This window comes from Endozoicomonas sp. ALB032 (assembly GCF_049310125.1).
GTDB lineage: Bacteria > Pseudomonadota > Gammaproteobacteria > Pseudomonadales > Endozoicomonadaceae > Endozoicomonas_A.
Map to the genome: position 1 here is coordinate 5702493 of NZ_JBLYNW010000001.1, position 20828 is coordinate 5723320.

At 47.7% G+C, this 20828-nt stretch carries 19 protein-coding genes, 2 tRNA genes and 1 pseudogene; 8 read left to right on the forward strand and 14 right to left on the reverse strand.

The features are described from left to right. Window positions 1-91 precede the first annotated feature (91 nt). Together ACO6VG_RS21025 and ACO6VG_RS21030 are read left to right on the forward strand one after the other, a co-directional pair. Entirely contained in the window at window positions 92-1366 is a 1275-nt protein-coding gene (locus ACO6VG_RS21025) for a hypothetical protein (RefSeq protein WP_422475506.1), read from the forward strand. 169 nt (window positions 1367-1535) lie between these two features. Continuing rightward, the gene (locus tag ACO6VG_RS21030) at window positions 1536-2762 is read left to right on the forward strand and encodes a hypothetical protein (RefSeq protein ID WP_422475508.1); all 1227 of its coding nucleotides are present in this window, start codon (window positions 1536-1538) and stop codon (window positions 2760-2762) included. 95 nt (window positions 2763-2857) lie between these two features. On the opposite strand, the gene ACO6VG_RS21035 is transcribed toward ACO6VG_RS21030, so the two are convergent. From ACO6VG_RS21035 to ACO6VG_RS21055, 5 genes are all read right to left on the reverse strand, one after another. Next, window positions 2858-3172, reverse strand: a complete 315-nt coding sequence (locus tag ACO6VG_RS21035; RefSeq protein ID WP_422134078.1) for a TusE/DsrC/DsvC family sulfur relay protein — start codon at window positions 3170-3172, stop codon at window positions 2858-2860. A 3-nt stretch (window positions 3173-3175) separates the two neighbouring features. After that, on the reverse strand, window positions 3176-3463 hold the full coding sequence (tusB, locus tag ACO6VG_RS21040; protein ID WP_422134079.1) for a sulfurtransferase complex subunit TusB: 288 nt from the start codon (window positions 3461-3463) through the stop codon (window positions 3176-3178). Next, on the reverse strand, window positions 3463-3822 hold the full coding sequence (gene tusC / locus ACO6VG_RS21045; protein WP_422134080.1) for a sulfurtransferase complex subunit TusC: 360 nt from the start codon (window positions 3820-3822) through the stop codon (window positions 3463-3465). Before tusC ends, tusB begins: the two co-directional genes overlap by 1 nt. 2 nt (window positions 3823-3824) lie before the next feature. Then, window positions 3825-4217, reverse strand: a complete 393-nt coding sequence (tusD, locus tag ACO6VG_RS21050; RefSeq protein WP_422134081.1) for a sulfurtransferase complex subunit TusD — start codon at window positions 4215-4217, stop codon at window positions 3825-3827. Window positions 4218-4284: 67 nt separating this feature from the next. Further along, window positions 4285-4956: a Bax inhibitor-1/YccA family protein gene (locus ACO6VG_RS21055; RefSeq protein WP_317146175.1), complete on the reverse strand. Its 672-nt coding sequence runs from the start codon at window positions 4954-4956 to the stop codon at window positions 4285-4287. Window positions 4957-5194: 238 nt separating this feature from the next. On the opposite strand from ACO6VG_RS21055, the gene ACO6VG_RS21060 reads away from it, so the two are divergent. Both ACO6VG_RS21060 and ACO6VG_RS21065 read left to right on the forward strand, forming a co-directional pair. Beyond that, a tRNA-Ser gene (locus tag ACO6VG_RS21060) sits at window positions 5195-5285 on the forward strand. A gap of 84 nt (window positions 5286-5369) precedes the next feature. Next, window positions 5370-5460 (forward strand) — tRNA-Ser (locus tag ACO6VG_RS21065). A gap of 122 nt (window positions 5461-5582) precedes the next feature. On the opposite strand, the gene ACO6VG_RS21070 is transcribed toward ACO6VG_RS21065, so the two are convergent. After that, complete coding sequence (locus ACO6VG_RS21070; RefSeq protein WP_422475511.1) at window positions 5583-8528, reverse strand: TatD family hydrolase; 2946 nt, start codon at window positions 8526-8528, stop codon at window positions 5583-5585. 212 nt (window positions 8529-8740) lie between these two features. On the opposite strand from ACO6VG_RS21070, the gene ACO6VG_RS21075 reads away from it, so the two are divergent. After that, window positions 8741-9205, forward strand: coding sequence for a hypothetical protein (locus ACO6VG_RS21075; RefSeq protein ID WP_422475513.1), 465 nt, complete (start codon window positions 8741-8743; stop codon window positions 9203-9205). Between the two features lie 159 nt (window positions 9206-9364). Here ACO6VG_RS21075 and ACO6VG_RS21080 read toward each other — a convergent pair whose 3' ends face one another. Beyond that, window positions 9365-9679 (reverse strand): hypothetical protein, encoded by a 315-nt coding sequence (locus ACO6VG_RS21080; RefSeq protein WP_422138191.1) that lies wholly within the window; start codon window positions 9677-9679, stop codon window positions 9365-9367. Between the two features lie 102 nt (window positions 9680-9781). After that, complete coding sequence (locus tag ACO6VG_RS21085; protein WP_422138192.1) at window positions 9782-10726, reverse strand: LysR family transcriptional regulator; 945 nt, start codon at window positions 10724-10726, stop codon at window positions 9782-9784. A gap of 98 nt (window positions 10727-10824) precedes the next feature. Here ACO6VG_RS21085 and ACO6VG_RS21090 point away from each other — a divergent pair, with 98 nt between their 5' ends. The 3 genes from ACO6VG_RS21090 to ACO6VG_RS21100 are packed head-to-tail and all read left to right on the forward strand — an operon-like array spanning window position 10825 to window position 13707. Then, complete coding sequence (locus ACO6VG_RS21090) at window positions 10825-11835, forward strand: NADP-dependent oxidoreductase (RefSeq protein ID WP_422475515.1); 1011 nt, start codon at window positions 10825-10827, stop codon at window positions 11833-11835. Between the two features lie 18 nt (window positions 11836-11853). Continuing rightward, complete coding sequence (locus ACO6VG_RS21095) at window positions 11854-13011, forward strand: iron-containing alcohol dehydrogenase (RefSeq protein WP_422134087.1); 1158 nt, start codon at window positions 11854-11856, stop codon at window positions 13009-13011. Window positions 13012-13029: 18 nt separating this feature from the next. Continuing rightward, window positions 13030-13707 (forward strand): type 1 glutamine amidotransferase domain-containing protein, encoded by a 678-nt coding sequence (locus ACO6VG_RS21100; protein ID WP_422134088.1) that lies wholly within the window; start codon window positions 13030-13032, stop codon window positions 13705-13707. Window positions 13708-13852: 145 nt separating this feature from the next. Here ACO6VG_RS21100 and ACO6VG_RS21105 read toward each other — a convergent pair whose 3' ends face one another. From ACO6VG_RS21105 to ACO6VG_RS21130, 6 genes and pseudogenes are all read right to left on the reverse strand, one after another. Further along, a complete protein-coding gene (locus ACO6VG_RS21105) occupies window positions 13853-14584 on the reverse strand; it encodes an SDR family NAD(P)-dependent oxidoreductase (protein WP_422138194.1) in 732 nt (243 codons plus the stop codon). 123 nt (window positions 14585-14707) lie between these two features. After that, complete coding sequence (locus tag ACO6VG_RS21110) at window positions 14708-15808, reverse strand: enoyl-CoA hydratase/isomerase family protein (protein WP_422409292.1); 1101 nt, start codon at window positions 15806-15808, stop codon at window positions 14708-14710. Between the two features lie 134 nt (window positions 15809-15942). After that, window positions 15943-17022 (reverse strand): annotated as a pseudogene (locus ACO6VG_RS21115) (2-hydroxycarboxylate transporter family protein); the annotation flags it as partial. 143 nt (window positions 17023-17165) lie between these two features. Beyond that, window positions 17166-17456, reverse strand: a complete 291-nt coding sequence (locus ACO6VG_RS21120) for a type II toxin-antitoxin system RelE/ParE family toxin (protein WP_422138196.1) — start codon at window positions 17454-17456, stop codon at window positions 17166-17168. Continuing rightward, window positions 17446-17691 (reverse strand): CopG family ribbon-helix-helix protein, encoded by a 246-nt coding sequence (locus ACO6VG_RS21125; protein WP_422452257.1) that lies wholly within the window; start codon window positions 17689-17691, stop codon window positions 17446-17448. Before ACO6VG_RS21125 ends, ACO6VG_RS21120 begins: the two co-directional genes overlap by 11 nt. Window positions 17692-17814: 123 nt before the next feature. After that, window positions 17815-20616: an insulinase family protein gene (locus tag ACO6VG_RS21130; protein WP_422475518.1), complete on the reverse strand. Its 2802-nt coding sequence runs from the start codon at window positions 20614-20616 to the stop codon at window positions 17815-17817. Window positions 20617-20828: the final 212 nt, after the last annotated feature.

Consider the following 20828-nt stretch of genomic DNA (forward strand, 5'->3'; position numbering starts at 1 on the left):
TGGTCTGAAAAGTAAGGACAACCTTTAAACCAGTTCATTCTGAGTAAGCGTTTGTAGTCTTATTACATGCTCATCGACAAGGAGTATAGTCATGATTAGAAGTATGGACACTGCCAATTTCCAGGCTCCGACAACAGAACAGGGAATTACAAGAGAAACTCCCCCTGACAAAACTGATCATGTCAGGCAAAAACATAACATCGAGCCTCAATTAAAAACCGACGTCGATGGAATTCAGGAACAACAGGCCGCCAGTCTTTCAAGCCGTACCATTACTGGTTTAAACCCTCATTCTGCGCCGTACCCTGAAACTCGCTCCTATGCTTGTACCCTTATGGATAATAATCCCCGGCGCAATTGCTGTGCGAGACATGCCAATGTATCGGGTACGGCTGAACCGAAAACTGCCCAGATCGGCAACCAGAAGCTGATAACACTGGATACTTCGCAATCATTTGTTAATTCAACCCAGGAGGCAGACAGGGAGTATTTGGAACTCTTTAACTTCAGCTTCCTGGTTGATTTTTTGGACAAAAACAGCGGAATCAAATACATCGTTGATATTGGCTGCGGTAACGCAAAAATATCTCTGTTAATGCAAAACTATCTCAATGAGCTGGAACGTCAGATTAAAGTGATTCCTGTGGATATCGCAAATTTTTACAGTCGTTCCTATGCAGTTTTCTTCAACAAGCCACTGCCTATCAACATAATCCCGGCCCAGGAAATTGCTGGCGCATCACCGGCAACCACTTTGTTTACCGTTTTACATCCTTTTACCGGCACGCCTTCAGAAGAAGAAAAACTCTCCGGGGAGATCGTAAGGGGGGAAACCGAGTATTACATCACCACACTCATAAAAAACAATCCCGGTTGTTTCGTCCTGGCCACCGAAGATCCCTATGCATCCTCACCCCAGCTTTATATTCCCCCGGAACTGGTATACACCAAGCATTACCATGCATTACTGAATTGCGTTTCGTCGGAAGATATTGAGACAAAATCCCTTCAAGAGGCAAAAGCTGCAGAGATGAATGCAGAAAATGGTGATATTGACCGGTTAAACCAGTTTCTGGCAAAACTTCCTGAGCAACGGAGTCATTATCTCGCTATGACTTCTGCAATTACAGAGAGATTACAACGGCAAATGGACTTAAAACCCAGGCTATTCACGCCGGATTACATTTTTAATGCTTATCTCTGGGGAAAAAGGTTAGACAATAAGGCAATCAGGTCTCGCGCTCATATCAAATCTGTCCTGGAAAATTATGGACTGGAGCTGCGTTGCTGGCATGTTTATCGTCAGGACATCAGTGCCTCAGAAGTGACCAGCGAAACTGCGAAAGAGCCCTACTCTTCAAATTGAAGCTGCCAGACACCCTCTCTGGCCTGGGAATAGCCGTCAACAACGCCCGGTTTATGGATTGAACTAATAACTAGTACTTTGGTCTAAATATGTAAGCACAGACTAAAACCGGCCCAAGCTGAATAAAATGTTTGATCTTTTTGATGACTCATCGACAAGGAGAAATGTCATGATTAGAAGTATGGACACTGCCAATTTACAGGCTCCGACGACACAACAGGAATTTACCAGAGAAACTCCCCCTGACAAACCTGATCATGTCAGGCAAAAACATAACATCGCCCCACAATTGCAAACCGACGGCGATGGAATTCAGGAACAACAGGCCGCCAGTCTATCAAGCCGAACCATTACTGGCTTGAACCCTCATTCTGCGTCGTCACCTGAAACTTACTGGGAATGTGAGCATATGGATAATAATCCCCAGCGTTATTGCTGTGCGAGCTATGCCAATGTATCCGGTACGTCTGAACCGAAAACTGTCCAGATTGGCAACCAGCAACTGATGACACTGGATACTTCGCAATCATTTGTTAATCAGGCCCTGGAGGCAAACAGGAGTCATTTGGAACTCTATAACTTCAGCTTTCTGGCTGATTTTTTAAGCAAAAACAGCGAAATCGAATACATTGTTGATATTGGCTGTGGTTATGGAAAAATATCCCTGTTAATGCAAAACTATCTCAAAGAGCTGAACCCCCAGATCAAAGTAATTCCTGTAGATATCGGAAATGCTTATGCTATGCAGGATGGAACTTACTGTGACGACCCGCTGCCCATCAACATAATCCCGGCTCAGGAAATTTCTGGCGCTAATCCTGCGACCACTTTGTTTACCGCTATACACCCTTATACCGGCTTGCCTTCGGAAGAAGTACAACTTTGTAAAGAGATTGCACAGGGGAAAACTGACTTTTATCTCACCACACTCATAAAAAACAATCCTGGTTGTTTTGTCCTGATCACCGAAGACCCGCACGCATCCTCACCCCAGCAATATATTCCCCCGGAACTGGTGTACACCAAACATTACCACGCGCTCGCTCAAAGCATTACGCTGGAGGAGCGTGAGACAGAACCCCGTCGCCAGGCAATAGCCGCAGAAATGAACGCAGAAAACGGTGATATCTACCGGTTAAACCAGTTGCTGGCAACACTTCCTTCGCGGCAGGGTATTTATCTGTTTTTTACCTCCATAAATACAGAAAGGCTTGATCGGGAAATATCCTTAGCACCCTGGCAATACTCGCCGGATTATATCTTCCATTCGGCTCTTGAACCCATGTCACAGGACGTGGGGATTAAATCCTACGAAAACATCAAATCTGAGGTCGCAATACATAACCTGGGGCTGTTTTGCTGGCATGTCTATCGCAAGGATGTCAGTGCCTCATAAACTTCCAGCCAGGCGGCTAAATCAAATTGAAGCTACCGGAGGGCTGTCGACCGGACAGCCCGGTTTTGTGGTGGGGATACACAGGCCGGGCTGTTCTAGAAACAGTTTGTAGGTCTGGGCAGACCTGCAATTCTGGCAGCCAGTTTGGCGGGACTGCCGGGAAACAGCTTCATCAGATAGAGACTGTTCCCCTTCTCTTTTCCCAGCTGGTTGGCAACATACTTAACAAAAGGTCTTTGACTGGGAGCGTGTTCAAATTGCTGATAATACTCTCTGAGCAGATTAAGGACTTCCCAGTGCTCATCGGTCAGAATAATATGGTCTTCAGCCGCTAACTGACCCGCTACCTCTGGATTCCAGTCACTGAGGTTGACCAGATAACCGTCTTTATCAAGCTTCAAATCCGACATATTCTAAAACCAGCTCACCACCTTGTCGTTGGCCTCCGTCAGCTCAACAAATCCCTGATGGTCCACCATACCAATATCCAGATCGTCTCTGTTTGTGATTCCCCGGGCCAGTACATCCGCCTCCAGCACATAGACGGTTACATGCCTGAGAAGATCTGATAACACATCACTGGCTTCGTACAAAGCGTAAACGCCCTCTTCCAGAAGCAGAACACTGTCACCGGCATTAAGGGCTCTCAGGCAGAGCTCCAGGGGTTGTCCGGTTTTATTGACCGTATGCAGAGTAGCCATCAGAAACTCAATACCTTATCTTGCTGTGCCAGGAAAGAGGCCACCGCGTCCCCTTCCAGAAGTGTGTACAGGGGTAATAACTGCTCTGGATCAAGGTGACGCTCTGTCAGCGATTCTCCATCCACATAAACTGTTTCAATGCCATAGAGCTCCAGGGATTGAAAAAGGGCTGAAAGTTTTTTCCTTTGCAGCTGTCCGGGAGACTGCCCATCCAGGATCTGATAAACACCATCCCCCATCAGCAACAGACGGGTTGGGATCTCATAGGATGCAGAAACCAGCACAGCGTCCAGGGCTTCTTTGGCAAATTGACCACGGTAAGGGGCCTGAGTCGATATAATACAAATGGATTGACTCATGCTTAGTCTCCAAAAGTAACCAGACGATCGGCCACAATCGTCGCTTCAATTAACTGACCCAGTCCCGAGAGATCGTACTCATCTCTGAGATTGCTTCCCGACAGTTCGTACCTTTCGGCTTCTTCAGTATTCACCACACCTCTGCGCAAAGCCGCTGCGACGCAGACAACGGCATCAATACCCTGCTCTGTTATCAGCTTTTGCCATTGCTCTGGCAGATTCACCTCATCCTGTGGTGGAGAAACCAGGCTGGAAGCATTGTGCACACCCTCCTGATAAAAAAAGACCCGAATAATCTCATGGCCACAAGCCAGCAGGGCCCTGGCAAAAGAAAGCGCTGTCAGTGAAGACTGCCCGGTGCCGGAGGCACCGTATACAGCCAGTGCGTATTTCATTCAAAGACTCCCTTCGACAAAAAAATACCCCGGGGATACCGGGGTATTTATATGGGCCATCGAATACTTAGTCGTCAGACATGCCCAGCAGAGAAAGCAGAGCCGTAAACAGATTGTAGATATTCAGATACAAAGAGACGGTAGCGCGGATATAGTTAGTTTCGCCGCCGTGGATGATACGGCTGGTATCAAACAGGATAAAACCGGACATCAGCAATACAATGGCAGCAGACAGTGCCATAGATGCCGCCGGGATCTGGAAGAAGATCAGAGCGATACTGGCGATTACGGCCACAATCAGGCCAACCATAAGGAAACCACCCATAAATGAGAAGTCTTTACGGGTAACCAGCACATAGGCTGACAGGGCAAAGAATACGACGGCTGTTCCACCCAGAGCCTGCATCACTAAAGAAGGACCATTAGGCAGAGCCAGGTAGAAGTTCAGCATTGGGCCAAGGGCTGCGCCCAGAACACCGGTGAAAGCAAAAACAGCCACCAGACCTTTGCCTGAGTCAGCGGTTTTATTGACAACGAAAATCAGACCAAAACCTACCAGGCTGAGCACCAGGGCAGTGATACGGCTGATTTCCAGTGCCATGGCCACACCAGCAGTAAAAGCACTGAACAGCAGTGTCATACCCAACAACAGGTAGGTGTTGCGCAAAACACTGTTGATCTCAATGCCGCTGCCAACCTGTGTCGGCCTTGACGCTATAACGGTAGATTTTCGTTCCATCTTTTTATTCCTCACGTTGGGAGATATATAAGGAGTATACCAGAGCTGAACATGTCGGCTATATCCAAAACTTCGTTTTACATGATGCCCACAGTACCCTGATGGCGTTACAAAATCGTAACAATCGTTACTTTTTCCGATGCTTTGCCATAAATATTTTTCCATTCAGGAGATATCCTTTGGTTTTCAAGGGTTTGACAGTTGATCGTTTTCAGGTAATATTCATTCCCGTTGCTGCGGAGGGATGGCTGAGCGGTTGAAAGCACCGGTCTTGAAAACCGGCGTGGGTTAATAGCCCACCCAGGGTTCGAATCCCTGTCCCTCCGCCATATTTAAATTTCCTTTGAAATCAGATATCTGTAGGCAGTTACTTGGGTGACAGCTTGCTTTTACTGTGAATTTTCACCTGATACGGTGGGTTGGCTGAGTGGTTGAAAGCACCGGTCTTGAAAACCGGCGTAGGTTAATAGCCTACCCAGAGTTCGAATCTCTGACCCACCGCCATCTATCACGAAAACGTCTGGAATCATGCTGGTCTGTTTGCGAGTTTCATTTGTTTGAAACCTTATTGCTTCAGACATCCTTATCTGAACGCTTTATTTAAGACTCCAGATCTTCGGAATTTTTCAATCATCATCAAATAGAGTGAATATCTCCCTGGCATTACGGGTGGTTGCAGCAGCAATCTCTTCAGCATCTACACCCAGTACTACACTCAGTGCATGGACCACATAGGGCAGATTAGCAGGAACATTATCAACTCTTTTTTTACTACCCTTCACAGGATTATCTTTTCGGGGCATCACCTGGAAGGGGCATAAAAATGGTGCATCAGTCTCAATCATCAGACGATCCCGCAGAACATCCCATCCAACAGTACGCAATGCTTCCACCAGATCTCTGTTGCAGCCACCAGCAATCCATCCTGTAATTCCAATAGAGCACCCCAGATCGATGTAATCTTGCAGAGCCTCGCTATTGCCGGTGAAACAGTGAACGCAGGCCATTTTTTTCGCGGGCAGTTGCTCAATATAATCCACCAGAATTTCCTTGAAATCGTCATGAGCGTCACGCTCATGCAAAAACAACGGTTTTTTCATTTCTACAGCCAGTGCCAGCTGCTGCCGAAAAGCTTCTTTTTGATCTTTCTCAGGCGAGTAATTTCGATCGTAATCAAGCCCGCACTCACCCACTGCGACGCAGCGATTGCGATCCTTCTTGAGCATTTTTCTCATCGCCGGGATGCCACCCTCTTTTAAAAAGTCTTTGGCATCGTGAGGATGACAACCCACAGTGTAGTATAAAGAACATCGAGAGGAATCAGAGGAATCGGCAATAGCTGTTGCCTGATCGGTTGCTTTGCCTGGCACAGGGGAGGATTTCCCCCATTTCATGACCTCATTTTGGGTCTGTCTGGATATCGGGATAGATGCACCGGTTAAAATTATAGTGCCGACCCCCGAACGGGCAGCATCAGCAACAACTGCGTGCAAGTTTTGAAACCTACTATTCCCGACCAGATTGGCACCAATATCTATCAGCGGAGTATCATACCGGGGTCTCTCCAGCAGAGATTTCAGTTTTACTTTTGCCCCTTCTTTTGCAGGAGTTAACTGAAAACCAGTGGAAGTATCACCTCTGCCAGAATCAGTCAGCTGCAAGCCGGCCCGGGTTGAGTTCTTGCCATATCGGAACTTAAGTCCTATGTCAACCAAAGCCTGCTGCCCCTGAGCTGCACCCGGACTTGGGTTATTACGATGACGGGCAGCACAGGGTGGATACCCGGCAACAGACTTGCCCGCGAAACCTGAGCGCTTTTTCTTTTTGCCTTTCCGTGCCCGTGAATCAGCGACCAACACCCAGTCTCCTTGCGAACCCTTTCCGTCAGAATGATGCCTGGCATTTTGTACATCTTTCCTGTGAGCGTCGGAGTCCGTAGTTACAGAGCTCAGTTTGCTTGTTTCTGATGACTGATACCAGGGATGTGCCGCTGCTGAATTATCAACACCTTTTGCCACAAGCTCCGGTATTTTCTTTTCTCCTCTCATTACAGGAGGCGATCCTTTAGTCACTTCCTGCTCATCGAGTTGAGATTCACGATTCAGGCATTTGAGACACTTATTGGAGGCTACAGCAGGTTTATTACAATGTTGGCATAACCCGGTGTTGGGTGACCCTCCTGACCCATCATCTCCTCCACTCCTTCTTCCACTGCGGCTGCCTTGATTTTGCCGACCATAACCTCTTTGAGATTGGGCATTGGTCGGTGGTTTCACACTAAGGTCAGCCATTGCCTTCTCAACCTGAGCGGTTTCTCCGGAGCAACCGATCACTGAGGGGCAATGGCCCGGAAAAACAGATACACTTCGTAATTGTTTAGGACTTAGGATGAACTCTTGCTTTGCATAGCGACTGTAGTCTTCTGGTTGCAGCGATTGTGCCGGGTTGCTGCCCAGGTAATGATCAAATGCAGCTTCCGGATTAGCGGGATTTCCAGACAATGTCAGAAAAAGTTCTGAACTCCGTTCAAGATTTGCCGCCCTTATCCTGTTCCACAGTTCCTGCGAAATTATGATCGCCTGCTCATTCCAACCCTGCCTGATTTTAAGCACAATCCGGTTATCCCAGACCTGTTTTTTAACAGTCTGACCGTCAGTATCAGGGACAGGCACCAGCACCATTCTGCTGACCAGTTCACTCACCCATTCAAAAGAGTAAAGTGGAGCCAACCCGTTTCCCGGCCTTTTCTTGAATAAATCGTCTAAATCATCACCACCGCCAAAACCGCTACCACCAGAAGAGCTTGCGAATGGCTGGCTGTTATCAGCATTATCAGCGGCTCCGGGTATTAAAAAAGGGCCATCTAAACGCGTTTTGTCATCAAGATAATCAGGGCCATTTTTAACAGTTTGTTTGCTTCGGAAAAAAATTTCGACAAATGATGCTTTTTTGTTTCCGTAAGTAATACTGCCATACATATTGCTTCTCGAAGGCGACGGTAAACCAGTGCTTTCTGAAACTATACCGCTACATTCCGGCTCTAAAACCCATCCATTGTCATTGTTTTCAATGGCCAGAACCAGCGACTTATTACCTGTCGGCAAGCGCCAACTGGCCGAGTACTCATGTTGCCAGCGATCACTGTCTGGCGCCAATGGAACCAGCCTCACTCCCCCGTTTTGTATATCCGGCATAGCCTGGCCCGTCAGAGCCTCTGCAATTACCGGGGGGTAAGGCAAGTTTCCCGTTGAAAATGCAGGTGGCGTCCTGAAACAAAAATTAAACAAGTCGCCTGGTTGGCCATTGAGGATGATATAAAGCTGATTGTTCTCCAGTTCAGAAATTGTTTTGATGTTCTCGTCAAACGCCTTGCGATCATAATTAAGATGGAGAGGCGGACTGCCACCTATAAATGACAGTTTGCTAATCCCTTCCGATGCCTCACTCTTTTTTTTAATGGCTTTGGAGGAACTCAACCAGCCAGTCCAGCTCAATAGGTTGGTAAATTCAGCACTGTGAGCAACAAACGGCAAAATGACAGACACTACGAACAAGAGAAACAGGTGAGTCATAGTGAGAAATCTTGCTGTTTTCATAATTGGATTTGCCTGCAGGCTTTATTAATTGAGACATAACAATAGACCCTAAATTTGAAGATATTTAATTTATCTTCCTTTTATTTTCGTACCTGTCAGAAAACGCTGGTCCCCCAAAAATGGCTTCATACTTCTGTATCACCCTATGCTAAATTTTCCCAATGAACCTGTTCTTTGGAGTCAATACCATGATACAGAAAGAATATGTACGCTGTGCTGTATTGATTGTCGCACTGGTAATTTGTTCGGCTGCACAGGCAAAAACCGCTGTTTTATATTTTAAAAGCAATACAGATAACAACTACTGGGCCATCCACACGGATGACGGTAAGTGTATGGATGATAATCCTATGGATGATATTGGTTTCAATGGACTTAGAACCCGGGTTCCGCCGGGAGCAGTGACACATATATACTATTCCTCGTCGATTGTTCACTGCGCATGGCATCAGTCCTGGTTCGATTTCACTGTCAGTGATGTCCATGGACATAAGGCACTCATAAGGTGGTACAAGCACGCAGATAGCGAATTACCTTTTTTATGGATACGTACCGACCCCGACCATCTTATTAAAGACTGGTATTCGACGTATCATGATGACAGTGTGTCACGGGGAGGATATTACTCTACAACTATTGCCCTAAGCTATTGAGATAGCTGGACAGACTCGCCCCCTGACCCTCCGCCATTAAAAAAAGCCCCTGACCAGCATAAAAAGTGGTCAGAGGCTTTTTTCATTTCAATAACTCCGTGCTATCACTGTTGCAGAGAAAATGCTTATGCTGCGCCAGACACTCTTCAGCAACACGTCTCAATTGTTCTTCAACAACTCAAGCTGCAAAATGGACTGTTCAAATCCCTGACCGGCGGCCAATTTATAATAGGTTTCAGAAAGCTCTTTGTTCATGGGAATACCATGACCCATCTGGTACATTCTGGCCACCCAATGCTGAGCACAGTCCAGCCCATTGTCGGCTTCTACTTTGAGTACCTCAAACGCTTTGGCATAATCACCTGCGATATAGATGGCCAGACCTGATGAACAGCGTTTATTATCTACCACCTGTTCAGCCATCAAATGCAATGGAAATAAAATCAGCAACAGTGCTAATCCTTTAGCCTTCATGTCAAACACTCCCTGTTTGTTATGTGTGCTTCCTATATTGACAGAAAATTAACAAAGAAATGAATTTTTTCTTCTCAAATTTGCGTTATCAACCATAGCTGCTCAAACCGTGCACTCAAGCTGAAGCCGACTGATCTTTTGAGTCAGCTCTTCATAAACAAGCTGCCTGAACCAGATATGAGCCGGTTCTTTCATATACCTCTCATGCCAGATGATTGAGTAGGTAAAAGGCTTTTGCTCCATGGGAAAAGGCAGTATCGCCAATCCATAGTGACTGGCACAGCTTCTCACCAACCCATAAGGTGCTGTCAATATATAATCGGTATTGGCTACCAGAGCCAGTGCGGCAATAAAGTGCGGCACCCTCAGGGCAATTCGCCTGGACAATCCCCGCTCTTCCAACAGGTAGTCAACAGCACCCTTACGCTCCCCCCCCATGGTAATCAGTGCGTGGGAATGGCTGGCATAGCGCTCAATATCCATGCCCTGCTCCAGCAGAGGGTGTGAATCTCTGACAACACAGGCAAACTTGTCCTGACCTATTCCTCGCCCATGAATCATTGCCGGCGCGTCGGTGATAGAGCAGACAGCCAGATCGACATTCTGCTGATCCATCTCATGGAGCAAATGCGAACGCCAGGGCACAATTTCGAGCGAAATTCCCGGAGCCTCACGACTTAGCCTCCTGATGACTTCAGGCAGTAATACGTGAGCCCCATAATCTGAAGAGGCCATTCGAAAGCTGTGCTCAGACTCTGCCGCTATGAAACGGGGAGGCTCAATTAACTGGCTGATGTCTTGCAATGATTTTTGCAAGTCCAGGGCTATACCCTGGGCCCGTGGTGTCGGTGCCAGCCCCTGGGGAGTCCGGGTGAACAAAGGGTCATCAAAAAGTACCCGAAGTCTGGCCAGACTTCGACTGATGGCAGGCTGAGTCAGATTTAATCGACCAGCAGCACGGGTCACACTTCGCTCTTCCATCAGGACCTGCAACACCGGCAGCAAATTTAAGTCGGAAGACGAGAGATTATCAACAGGCAAACTCATTACTCACAATCATGATCAATATAACAATGATGCATTGGAGTCATATTGAGTACAACGATAAATTATCCCCTGAACTATCTGTTTCAGGACATTCGTTCATGTTTATAGAGAAAAATTGCGAGATTCATCTTGCCAGACGCCCCGAAGGTTTGCCAGACAGCACCTGCTTCAAACTGGTTTCTCAGCCCGTTGCAGAGCTGAAAGAGGGTGAAGTTCTGGTTAAAAACCTTTGGATGTCTGTTGACCCCTACATGCGTGGACGCATGGTCGATCGCAAAAGCTATGTGCCACCCTTTGCTTTGGATGCCACCCTCGAAGGTGCAGCCATCGGCGAAGTCATAGAGTCACGAAATCCATCCCTGCCGACAGGTAGCAAAGTTTCCAGCATGAAAGGCTGGCGCGAGTATTTCATTTCTGATGATAAAGACCTTCAATTGCTACCCCAGACAGAGATTGACGATCAGGCCTTCCTGGGAATAATGGGTATGCCTGGCATGACAGCCTGGGTGGGATTAACACAAATTGCAGAACTGAAAAAAGGTGACCGTGTTTTTGTTTCTGCTGCATCCGGAGCAGTAGGGTCGACCGTCTGCCAGATTGCAAAGCTCAAGGGTTGTTATGTTGCCGGCAGCGTTGGCTCCGATGATAAGGCCCGTTACCTGCAGGAAGAATTGAAAGTCGATGCAGTGGTCAATTACAAGACCGTACCTGACCTGGCGAATGCCATTGCCGAAGCCTGCCCTGAAGGCATTGATGTCTATTTTGACAATGTCGGCGGCCAGCACCTTGAAGCCGCCCTCAATCTAATGAACGATCATGGACGTATAGCTGTATGCGGCATGATCGATCAATACAACTCAACTGCTCCTGTTCCCGGACCAGCCAATCTGGCTCAGATAATTGTAAAAAAACTGAAAATGCAGGGCTTTATTGTGTTCGAACATTGGGAGCATTACCCCGAGTTTGTCCAACAGATGGGCCACTGGATACAGGAAGGCAAGATCTCCTGGAAAGAAACGGTTTTTGAAGGTATCGAGCAGGCCCCTGAAGCTTTTCTCGGGCTTTTCTCTGGCATTAATACCGGCAAAATGCTCGTTAAACTCAGCTAATCAGTATTAGGTTTAATCATGAAAAACTTTTCATTTCACAACCCAACACGCATTCACTTTGGCAAAGGCATGATCGCCCGTATTGCTGATGAAGTCCCTCGTAATGCCAGAATTCTGATCACCTATGGCGGTGGTAGCATTAAAAAGAACGGCACTCTTGATCAAGTCAGGGAAGCCCTGAAAGAGCATACGTCCATTACCGAGTTTGGCGGTATTGAGCCTAACCCTTCCTTTGAAACACTGATGGAAGCGGTTGCTCTGGCAAAACAGGAAAACATTGATTTCTTGTTGGCCGTAGGTGGTGGCTCGGTCATTGATGGCACAAAGTTTATTGCCGCAGCCATTCCATTTGAAGGAGATCCCTGGACCATTCTCAGTGAGCACGCCAGGATTCATCAGGCCATACCTGCTGGCAACGTTCTTACCCTTCCGGCAACAGGCTCGGAAAGTAACTCAGGGTCAGTTATTACCCGCAGAGCCACCAATGACAAGTTGGCTTTTAGCAGCCCCGAAGTCTTTCCACAATTTACTGTGCTGGATCCGGAAACCACTTATAGCCTTCCGCAAGGCCAGACCGCTAACGGTGTCGTAGACGCCTTTGTCCACGTAATGGAGCAGTATCTGACGACCCGCGAAAATGCCCCTGTTCAGGATCGCTATGCCGAAGGTTTGCTGTTAACCCTGATTGAGCAAGGCCCGGTTGTACTCAAACAACCCCAGGAATATGAATCCAGAGCCACCATCATGTGGGCTGCAAATCAGGCCTTGAATGGTCTGATTGGCGTGGGTGTGCCCCATGACTGGTCTACTCATATGATTGGCCACGAGATCACTGCCCTGTTTGGCCTCGACCATGCCCAGACACTGGCCATCGTGCTCCCCTCAGTGATGCATGTCATGAGAGAAGAGAAAGCGTCCAAGCTGCTTCAGTATGCTGACAGGATCTGGGGTATTAAGGAAGGCAACGACCAGGAGAAGATGGATTCAGCCATCAGCAAAACCCGCGAATTCTTTGAACAGATGGGTATTAAAACGCGTTTGTCCGATTATGGCATTGAGGAAAGCGCCATCGCTGACCTTGTTGATCAGCTGAAACGGCACAAAATGACTGCACTGGGAGAAAAGCAGAATATTACTCCTGAAGTTGCCACCAAAATTCTCAGGCATGCCGCCTGACCATATGGAGATGAACTTATGAAGGTGTTATTCGTCCTGACATCCCATGACAAGCTGGGAGATACAGGTGAGAAAACGGGTTTCTGGATCGAGGAGTTTGCAGCGCCCTACTATGTGTTTGCGGATCACAATGCCGAGGTAACCCTCGCATCCCCGAAGGGTGGCCAGCCGCCCATTGACCCTAAAAGTGCCCAGCCGGACTCTCAGACTGCAGCCACAAAAAGGTTTGATTCGGACGGTGCCCTGAAAAACAAACTGTCAAATACCTTAAAGCTGTCTGAGGTGTCTGCTGACGAATACGATGCCATCTTTTATCCGGGTGGCCATGGCCCTTTATGGGATCTGGCCCATGACAAAAACTCTATAGCCCTGATAGAAGCATTCGCGAAACAGGGGAAGCCTGTCTCTGCCGTATGTCATGCACCAGCCGTTTTGCTGAATGCAAAGAAAGGAGACAATACACCACTGATCAGTGGCAAGAGAGTCACCGGTTTCAGCAACAGCGAAGAGGCCGCTGTAGGTTTAACCGATGTGGTTCCCTTTCTTCTGGAAGATGAGCTCAAAAACAAGGGAGGCCAATACAGCCAGGGAGATGACTGGTCACCCTACTGTATTACCGATGGTTTACTGGTAACTGGGCAAAATCCAGCTTCTTCAGAAGCTGTTGCAGAAGTTGTCCTGTCGATGCTTAGCTGACGCTGGCATTCAGGGCCTGCTTTGGTATTCTCTTTTCAAAGCAGGCTTTGGAAACAGCCACTCTCTTCTCTTATGAAGTAACCTGACCAACAATGCCTCTGACTATGAATGCCTCTGACTATCCGGGAAAATCAATACTAATTAACTACCAGGGAATCAGGGAGCCGTCGTATGCCAGAAACTGACCAGTCTGCTCAGAAGTTAAACGAAGAATCACCTCCAACATCCTCTGGGCTGAGTGCTGCGAAGAGAAGAGCTTTTCCGGTGGAACATTTTTTTTAAATGGCTCGGTAAGCTGAGTATCTACCGTTCCGGGATGAATGGCCACAATACAACCATCGGGCTTTTTTCTTCGCCACTCATGGCTGAGTGTTTTCAACACCATATTAAGAGCCGATTTCGATGCCCTGTAGCTGTACCAACCCCCCACCCTGTTATCTTCAATACTACCCACCCTTGCAGACAGTGCAACAAACCGGGGGCATTCACTGCCCTTAAAATTTTTCAGGAAGTAACGGGCCAAAAAAAGTGTCGACAGAACATTCACTGCCATTGTTTTGTGAAAAAAATCTGAATCTATCTGAGTAATCGATTTTTCAGGCATCTGAGTGGGAGTATGCAGCATTCCCGAAGCATTGATAATCCAGTCAATTGGCCCAACGCTATCGGCAAGCTGTTCAACGGAATCGGCATCGGTAAGGTCTGACCTGTGCCATTGAACGGAGTTTACGGAATTATTATTTTCTGGAGAGTTTTTGGAATCCGGAGAGCTTCTGAAAAAAGTGGCATGTACTTGCGCTTCTGGCATTTCATGCACGATCTCTTCGACAAAGGCCCGACCAATTCCACCACTGCCACCAGCAACCAGTATTTTCATAGAAGCCTCAATTAGATGCGTCACTCATCCTACGCATTCCGATGAATCTGGATCACATTTTATCGCAATAATCAATTTCAACTGGCTCCCACGCACCACATGGGAACCTGCTACCGACATTCATCAGAGATTAGACAATGGATTGGCTGACTCTCCCCAGGGGGGGGTAAACATTTCGACTACTTTTTCCTGAGGAACCTCTTCAATCACTGGATAAGCCCATTGTGGCTGATTATCCTTATCCACCAGAAGCGCTCTGACCCCTTCCTGAAAATCGCCTTTCAGCACACAGTTGATGGAGAGCAAGAGTTCACTCTGAAAGACTTCCTTCAAAGAGACATGCCGACTCTTTTTAAATTGCTCGTAGGCAACCACAGCCGACAGAGCCGAACCCGTCAGAGCTATATTACGTGCCTGCTCAAGCCAGCTGTCTTCTGTTTCCAGGGCTTTCAGATCAGCAATGATCGCCGAAAAGTTTGACTTGTCCATCATTCGGGCTATTAAATCACGGTGTTCCCTGATCTTGGAGTAAGGCAACCAGCCAGCACTGTTATCTGCATAATATTGAACAACATCAGAGGTCACCTGATAATGGTCTCCGGACCAGTCAGCCTCCTGAAGTGATTCCAGCACATTTTTTCTAAAGGCATGATCAATAAATCGGTTAGCCAGACCCAGGTACATAGCATCCGCAGGATTTAAACGACACCCGGTCAAAGCCATAAACAGACCAATTTTTGCGGGCAGGCGATTCAAGATCCATGAACCACCGACATCCGGATAAAGTCCTATCGTAATTTCAGGCATGGCCATAACAGAAGTGTCGGTCACTACACGAAAGTCTGCCCCGGCCATGAGGCCAAAACCGCCCCCCATAATGACTCCGTTACCCCAGCAGATCACGGGTTTTCGGTAGGTATGAATCAGGTAGTCAAGACGGTATTCTTTTTCAAAAAACTGCCCCGGGGCACTGGTATCCCCATCAAGAACACTTTGCCTGAGAGAACGGACATCTCCACCCGCACAAAACGCTTTTTCCCCAGCCCCCTGAAGAAAAATACAGACGATTTTGTTGTCTTCCTGCCATTCACTGAATTGTTCATAAAGGCTGTCTAACATCGCTTTGTCGAGAGAGTTAAGATTGCCCTCAGCATTCAGAGTGATAACACCAACTTTATGCCCGGAGGCTGTATCGAGCCTGTCAAATAGGACCTTTTTGGTCATTTCTTCTTCTCCTGCAATGACCGGCGATAAACCGTTCAATCGTTATTCTGTGCTCACCCAGGGTCACTGGATAGGTAGTTCTCTCACTGATCCACTATATGAGACCAACGTGGGCTTTTCAAACCTGATCTGATCTACATCAACCACACCAGTGCATTTGCCGATAGCAAAATAAAGGCCCCTCCTATTCTTGAAGAGACCTGTGCATAAGGCATGAGATACATACGACGGCTGGCTGATAATACCGCCACATCTCCGGTTCCCCCCATATTTGCCATACACAGCCCCGCCGTTACAGAGGCTTCTATGGGATAAAAACCCAGTATTTTTCCAGCCAGTCCTGCACCCAGTATGGCCCCTGTGACAGTCGTCACTACCAGAATGAAATACTGCAAAGAGATCACTTGTGCAATCTGATGAAGATCCGTAAAGCCTATTCCTATACAGGCAAGTAAAGCAGGCGTAAGAGACATCACCATAAAATCGCCCCACAGAGCAGCTCCTTCTTCAACGCTGGAAGGAAACACTCCCAGCGCTTTGACAAGGCCGACAGAGAAAATCATTAAGGCGTAAGGATGCAGAGAAATGAACAGACTGAGCAAATAACCCAAAACGTAGAAACCGCTCGCAACAAAAAGTCCGATCCCTATCTTCGCCAGATCGGGAACAGGCTCGACTTTATCTTCATGACGCTCTTCATGGCGCTCTTCATGAGGCTCTTCATGGGGCTCTTCATGGGGCTCTTCATGGGGCTCTTCATGGGGCTCTTCATGGAGAGTGGCCTTCTGACTTTTCATCAGTTTGCCATTGCCTGTCAGACCGGGCTTGATCTTACCCAGCCTTTCCAGCAACCCCGCTGCAATAATGGCGACCAGATTACCCAGTACAACCGCCGGGACCATTTTTGACAAAACCGTCGTAGCGTCGGAGTTCAGAATATTGGCAAAGATCTCTGCCAGCGGGACAGCTCCAGCACCCATACCGCCACCCAAGATGGGTAATCCAACATAGAAGACCGCTTCAACAAAGCCAGTACCAATGAGCATACCTGCCAGCCCCACCAGAGTAATGGCACCCAGAACACCGCCGACGATCACCGGTAAATACCAGAGTGCTGATCGCAACAGCAGCTGCCTGTCCATACCAAACAAACTGCCAGTAATAAGGCCTGATATAAACAAAGTGAGAAAACCCTGATTTCGGACAAAATCAGAGACGCTGTCACAGCGGGATAGTGGCGCTCTTTCGGGGAGACATTTCTTTCAGGCAGAAAAACCGGTAGATTCTTAAGGTGGGGTTTAAGAAAAGTGTGGCTGTGGAGGATAATTTGGCGACACTAATTACTTCTTACCTATTTTTACCAATTTTTGGGTGGCCTGCGTGAACAATGGAAAACCCTCAGTATCTCTACTCTCTCGAGGTCGAGCCTAACACGATAAGGAACAACATACCTTGTGTTTGGCACAACCAACTCTCTTGTCCCAGAAACCCTTCCAGCTCGACCCGCTGAAGGATTATCAGCAAGACTTAAAACGGCCTTGTGTATTCTCTCCAAAATTTTTTGTGCCGCTGCTGGATCATCATGTGAAATGTAATCTAATTCATTATTCAGACTTTCTAGTGCTTTTCTAAGCCACTTAATCTCCATTCTCTAGCCCCCAGCGATCAAAAAGCCCCTGAACCTCTTGATCGCTAGCGAATTCTTCTGAATTTGCTTCCTTAACAGCAAGCTTTATCTCATCCACCTGCCACTCATTGAGTTCCACAAAATCTTTGATTGCCTCCGCTGCGAGAAAGGATTTTGATCTTTGCATGGCCTCAGAAAGCTTTTCCAAACGATCTTTGAGACTGTCTTCAAGCCTGATTGTCATAGTGGAATTCATATTGTGTGCCTCCATTGTGTTCGCATGTACACAAAATAGTACACCTGCAAGAAAAGTCCATAGCCAATTATTTTTCTGAGATAAATCCAAACCAGATAAATCGTCTGGCCTGGATACGAGAACTCAGCTTTCCCGGTCCGTCTGGGCCTTGCCAACAGACTCAACGGTCAATCTTCCCTTATCTTCTAGAACGGTATCCAGCGCCTGCTGAATCTCTTCAACAGAGACGGTCTTCACTTCTTCAGCAATGAGCTTCTGGAAATCAAAACCGGCTTCCCGACCATCCAGGGATTGCCAGAAACGGGAGCTGCGTTCATCCAGGTTGGCATCTTTTTTCAAAAGATCACCCAACAGGCCCTGACGATACTGCTCTAACTCTTCATCGGTCAGGGATTTTATCTTCTCTTTCTGGCCCTTCAGGAAGACTTCTACCTTCTCCTCGATACCTTCCGGCCCGAGCACGGGAGATTGCACCACAAAGATTAAGCCGGGATGACGTTCAACAGGACGGGGACCGGCAAAGACGATGTATCCCAGCTGCTGCTCTGTCCGCAACTGGTTGAAGAAGGGAGTCGCCAGCAGTCTGCCCAGCAGGGAGTACACGGCACGATCTCTGTCATCAGTACCAGGGCGCTGGTAGTAAGTGATATAGAGAGAGTCATTGTGGTTAAAGTCAGTCTTGATGGTGCGCTTCTTATCCTTCAGAAGATTAAGAGGCTGCCTGAATTGACGGCCACGGTTGTCTTTCGTTAACAAAGCTTTTTCCACCAGCTCAGCCAGCTTCATAGCCTCTTGTGAACTGTGGTTTCCATGGACCAGCATCTGGATATAAATCGAACGATAGAAGTCACTGGCAAACTGTTTAACATCACTGAAGGTCACCTTTTCAGCGGCTACCAGTAACGTCTTATCGTCACGATAGGTGGGATAAAGTTCCTGGCTCAAACGATCCATACCCAGTCGATAGGGTGGCTGGAACTGCTTGTTTTTGAGCCTTCTGATCAGCAGCGCCTTCTCCTGGTCAAAACCGGCCTGATCGGGGTTGAACTGCCTGATGGCCTTGAGAATGTCTTTTAGCAGAAGCTCCTGCTTATCCTGATAGCCAGACAGCGCAATGGTCAGCCCTTCCCGGCTGGATGAAACACCGTAGTTCAGGCCCGCTTCTTTGGCTGGGTAGCCGTATTCATTCAGACTTCGTCTCAGGAGGACGCTGTAGAGTTGCATCTCTACAAGATCGGCTTCTGTTTCGGAAGCCTTCCCGGAGGATATCTTGATGCGAACATTGGCTTTGGGCACTTCAAAGCTGCTGTCTGTCATACTCCAGACTTGAAAGCCGGGCTCTTCCAGTAACACCCCGGGCTTATCACCGGAACTGCTTTCACGCAGCTTCAAATCCCGGGCAATAAAGTCATTAGGCTCGGGAATGGTCATTTCTGCATGAACCTGAGGCGATAAAAGTTGCTTCACCAGGGTATCAGACAGAGGTTTGATACTGTAATGAGTCTTGAAATAGGGCTCGACCTGATCCGTTTCAATGCCTCTGGCAATAACAACCTGCCTCATGTTCGAAGGCTTCATTTGATCAAGCAGATCACTGATCAGCTCGCGATCAAAGTCTTCGTAGAGGTAGCTGGTCCGCAAAATATCCTGAGGCGGGATATCGTGAATGCGAGAAGCCAGTCCGGATGCGGTCTGCTGTGGATTGGCATCTTCCTGGTAACGGAATCCTAGTTCTGCCAGCTGACGAGCTTCCTCGTATATCCGGAGCTCCAAACCCTGTTTGCGAACCAGATCCAGATAATCAAACACCAGGGCAGTCATCTCGTCGACCTGCTCCAGACCTTTTGGAGTCAACTCCATTCGAACCGTGAACTCACTGAACTCTCCGGGTAAATGGCTGGAATAAGAAGACAGCGACTCTATCAGACCACGCTCCTTCAAATAACTGTGCAGACTGCCCTCACCTTCATAACCCAGTATTCTCGCCAGATAGCCCAGAGGCTTCTTGCGGTAATTCTCATATTGACTGGGCATTGGAAAGCTCAAAGAGAGTACCCGGACGTCTTTTAGAGGTACCAGATCAATACGAACACCCAGCTGCTCAGGTGTATAGGGAGCAAGACCAATATGAGTGCCCGGTGACTGGCCTTCAGGTACTCCGGCAAAAGACTCTTTTAACCAATTTTCCAGAACATCTGTTGATTCCTTGCCATAGATAACAACGCCGATATTCTCCGCTACATAGTAGGCATCGTGAAACCTCTTAAGGTCTTTCCAGAGTGACCTGCCGTCTTCGTTGGCAAGGGTTTCCAGACTACCGATATTGAAACGACTGCGGGGATGAGCCGGATTTGAAGTAGCGTTCTGAGCTGTCATCAGACGCCAGCCATCTTCATTGGCATGAAGCTTATATTCTGAATCAACGGCATTACGCTCACGATCAACATAAGCAGGATCCAGCGTAGGGGAGACAAAAAACTGTGCCAGCTGATCCAGCGCAGGTCTCAGCTTGTCACTGTTAATATCGAAGAAATAATTGGTTCGGGTATCAGCCGTATAGGCATTGGCACTGCCGCCATTGGCACGGATGTATTCAAAATACCCATCCACTTCCGGGTATTTTTCATTGCCCAGAAATAACATATGTTCAAGAAAATGAGCCAGCCCCAGACGATTGTCCGGGTCCTGGAAACTACCCACTTTCACATCCACTGCGGCAGCGGCCTTATCGGTATCCGGATCAGAAATCAGAAGAGCCTTGAGACCATTGTCCAACTCGACAAAACGATAGTCCCGATCATCCGCTGGACTTTTCACCACCACCCGACTTTTTTCCATTGCATCTCGTTCAGCTGTCACTGTACACCCACTTGCCAGTATCGTTGCCAGCACTCCCACAATCAGAGACATGTGCTTTCGTAGCATAAAAGTTCCCACACCTTCTAAAGGTCTTGATCCCAGCTGAATACTTTCTGCAGACAGGGCTAATTATCAAGCACTGAGACAGCCAATTTACCATCCTTTTACTGTTCGCAAAGATGTCCGTATAGACGCACGTACAAAGGGTGCCTGTATTTATATCTATTTTTCTATTCGTCAAGATTTTAAACCAGAGTACAAAAGTAGCAGTCGTAATC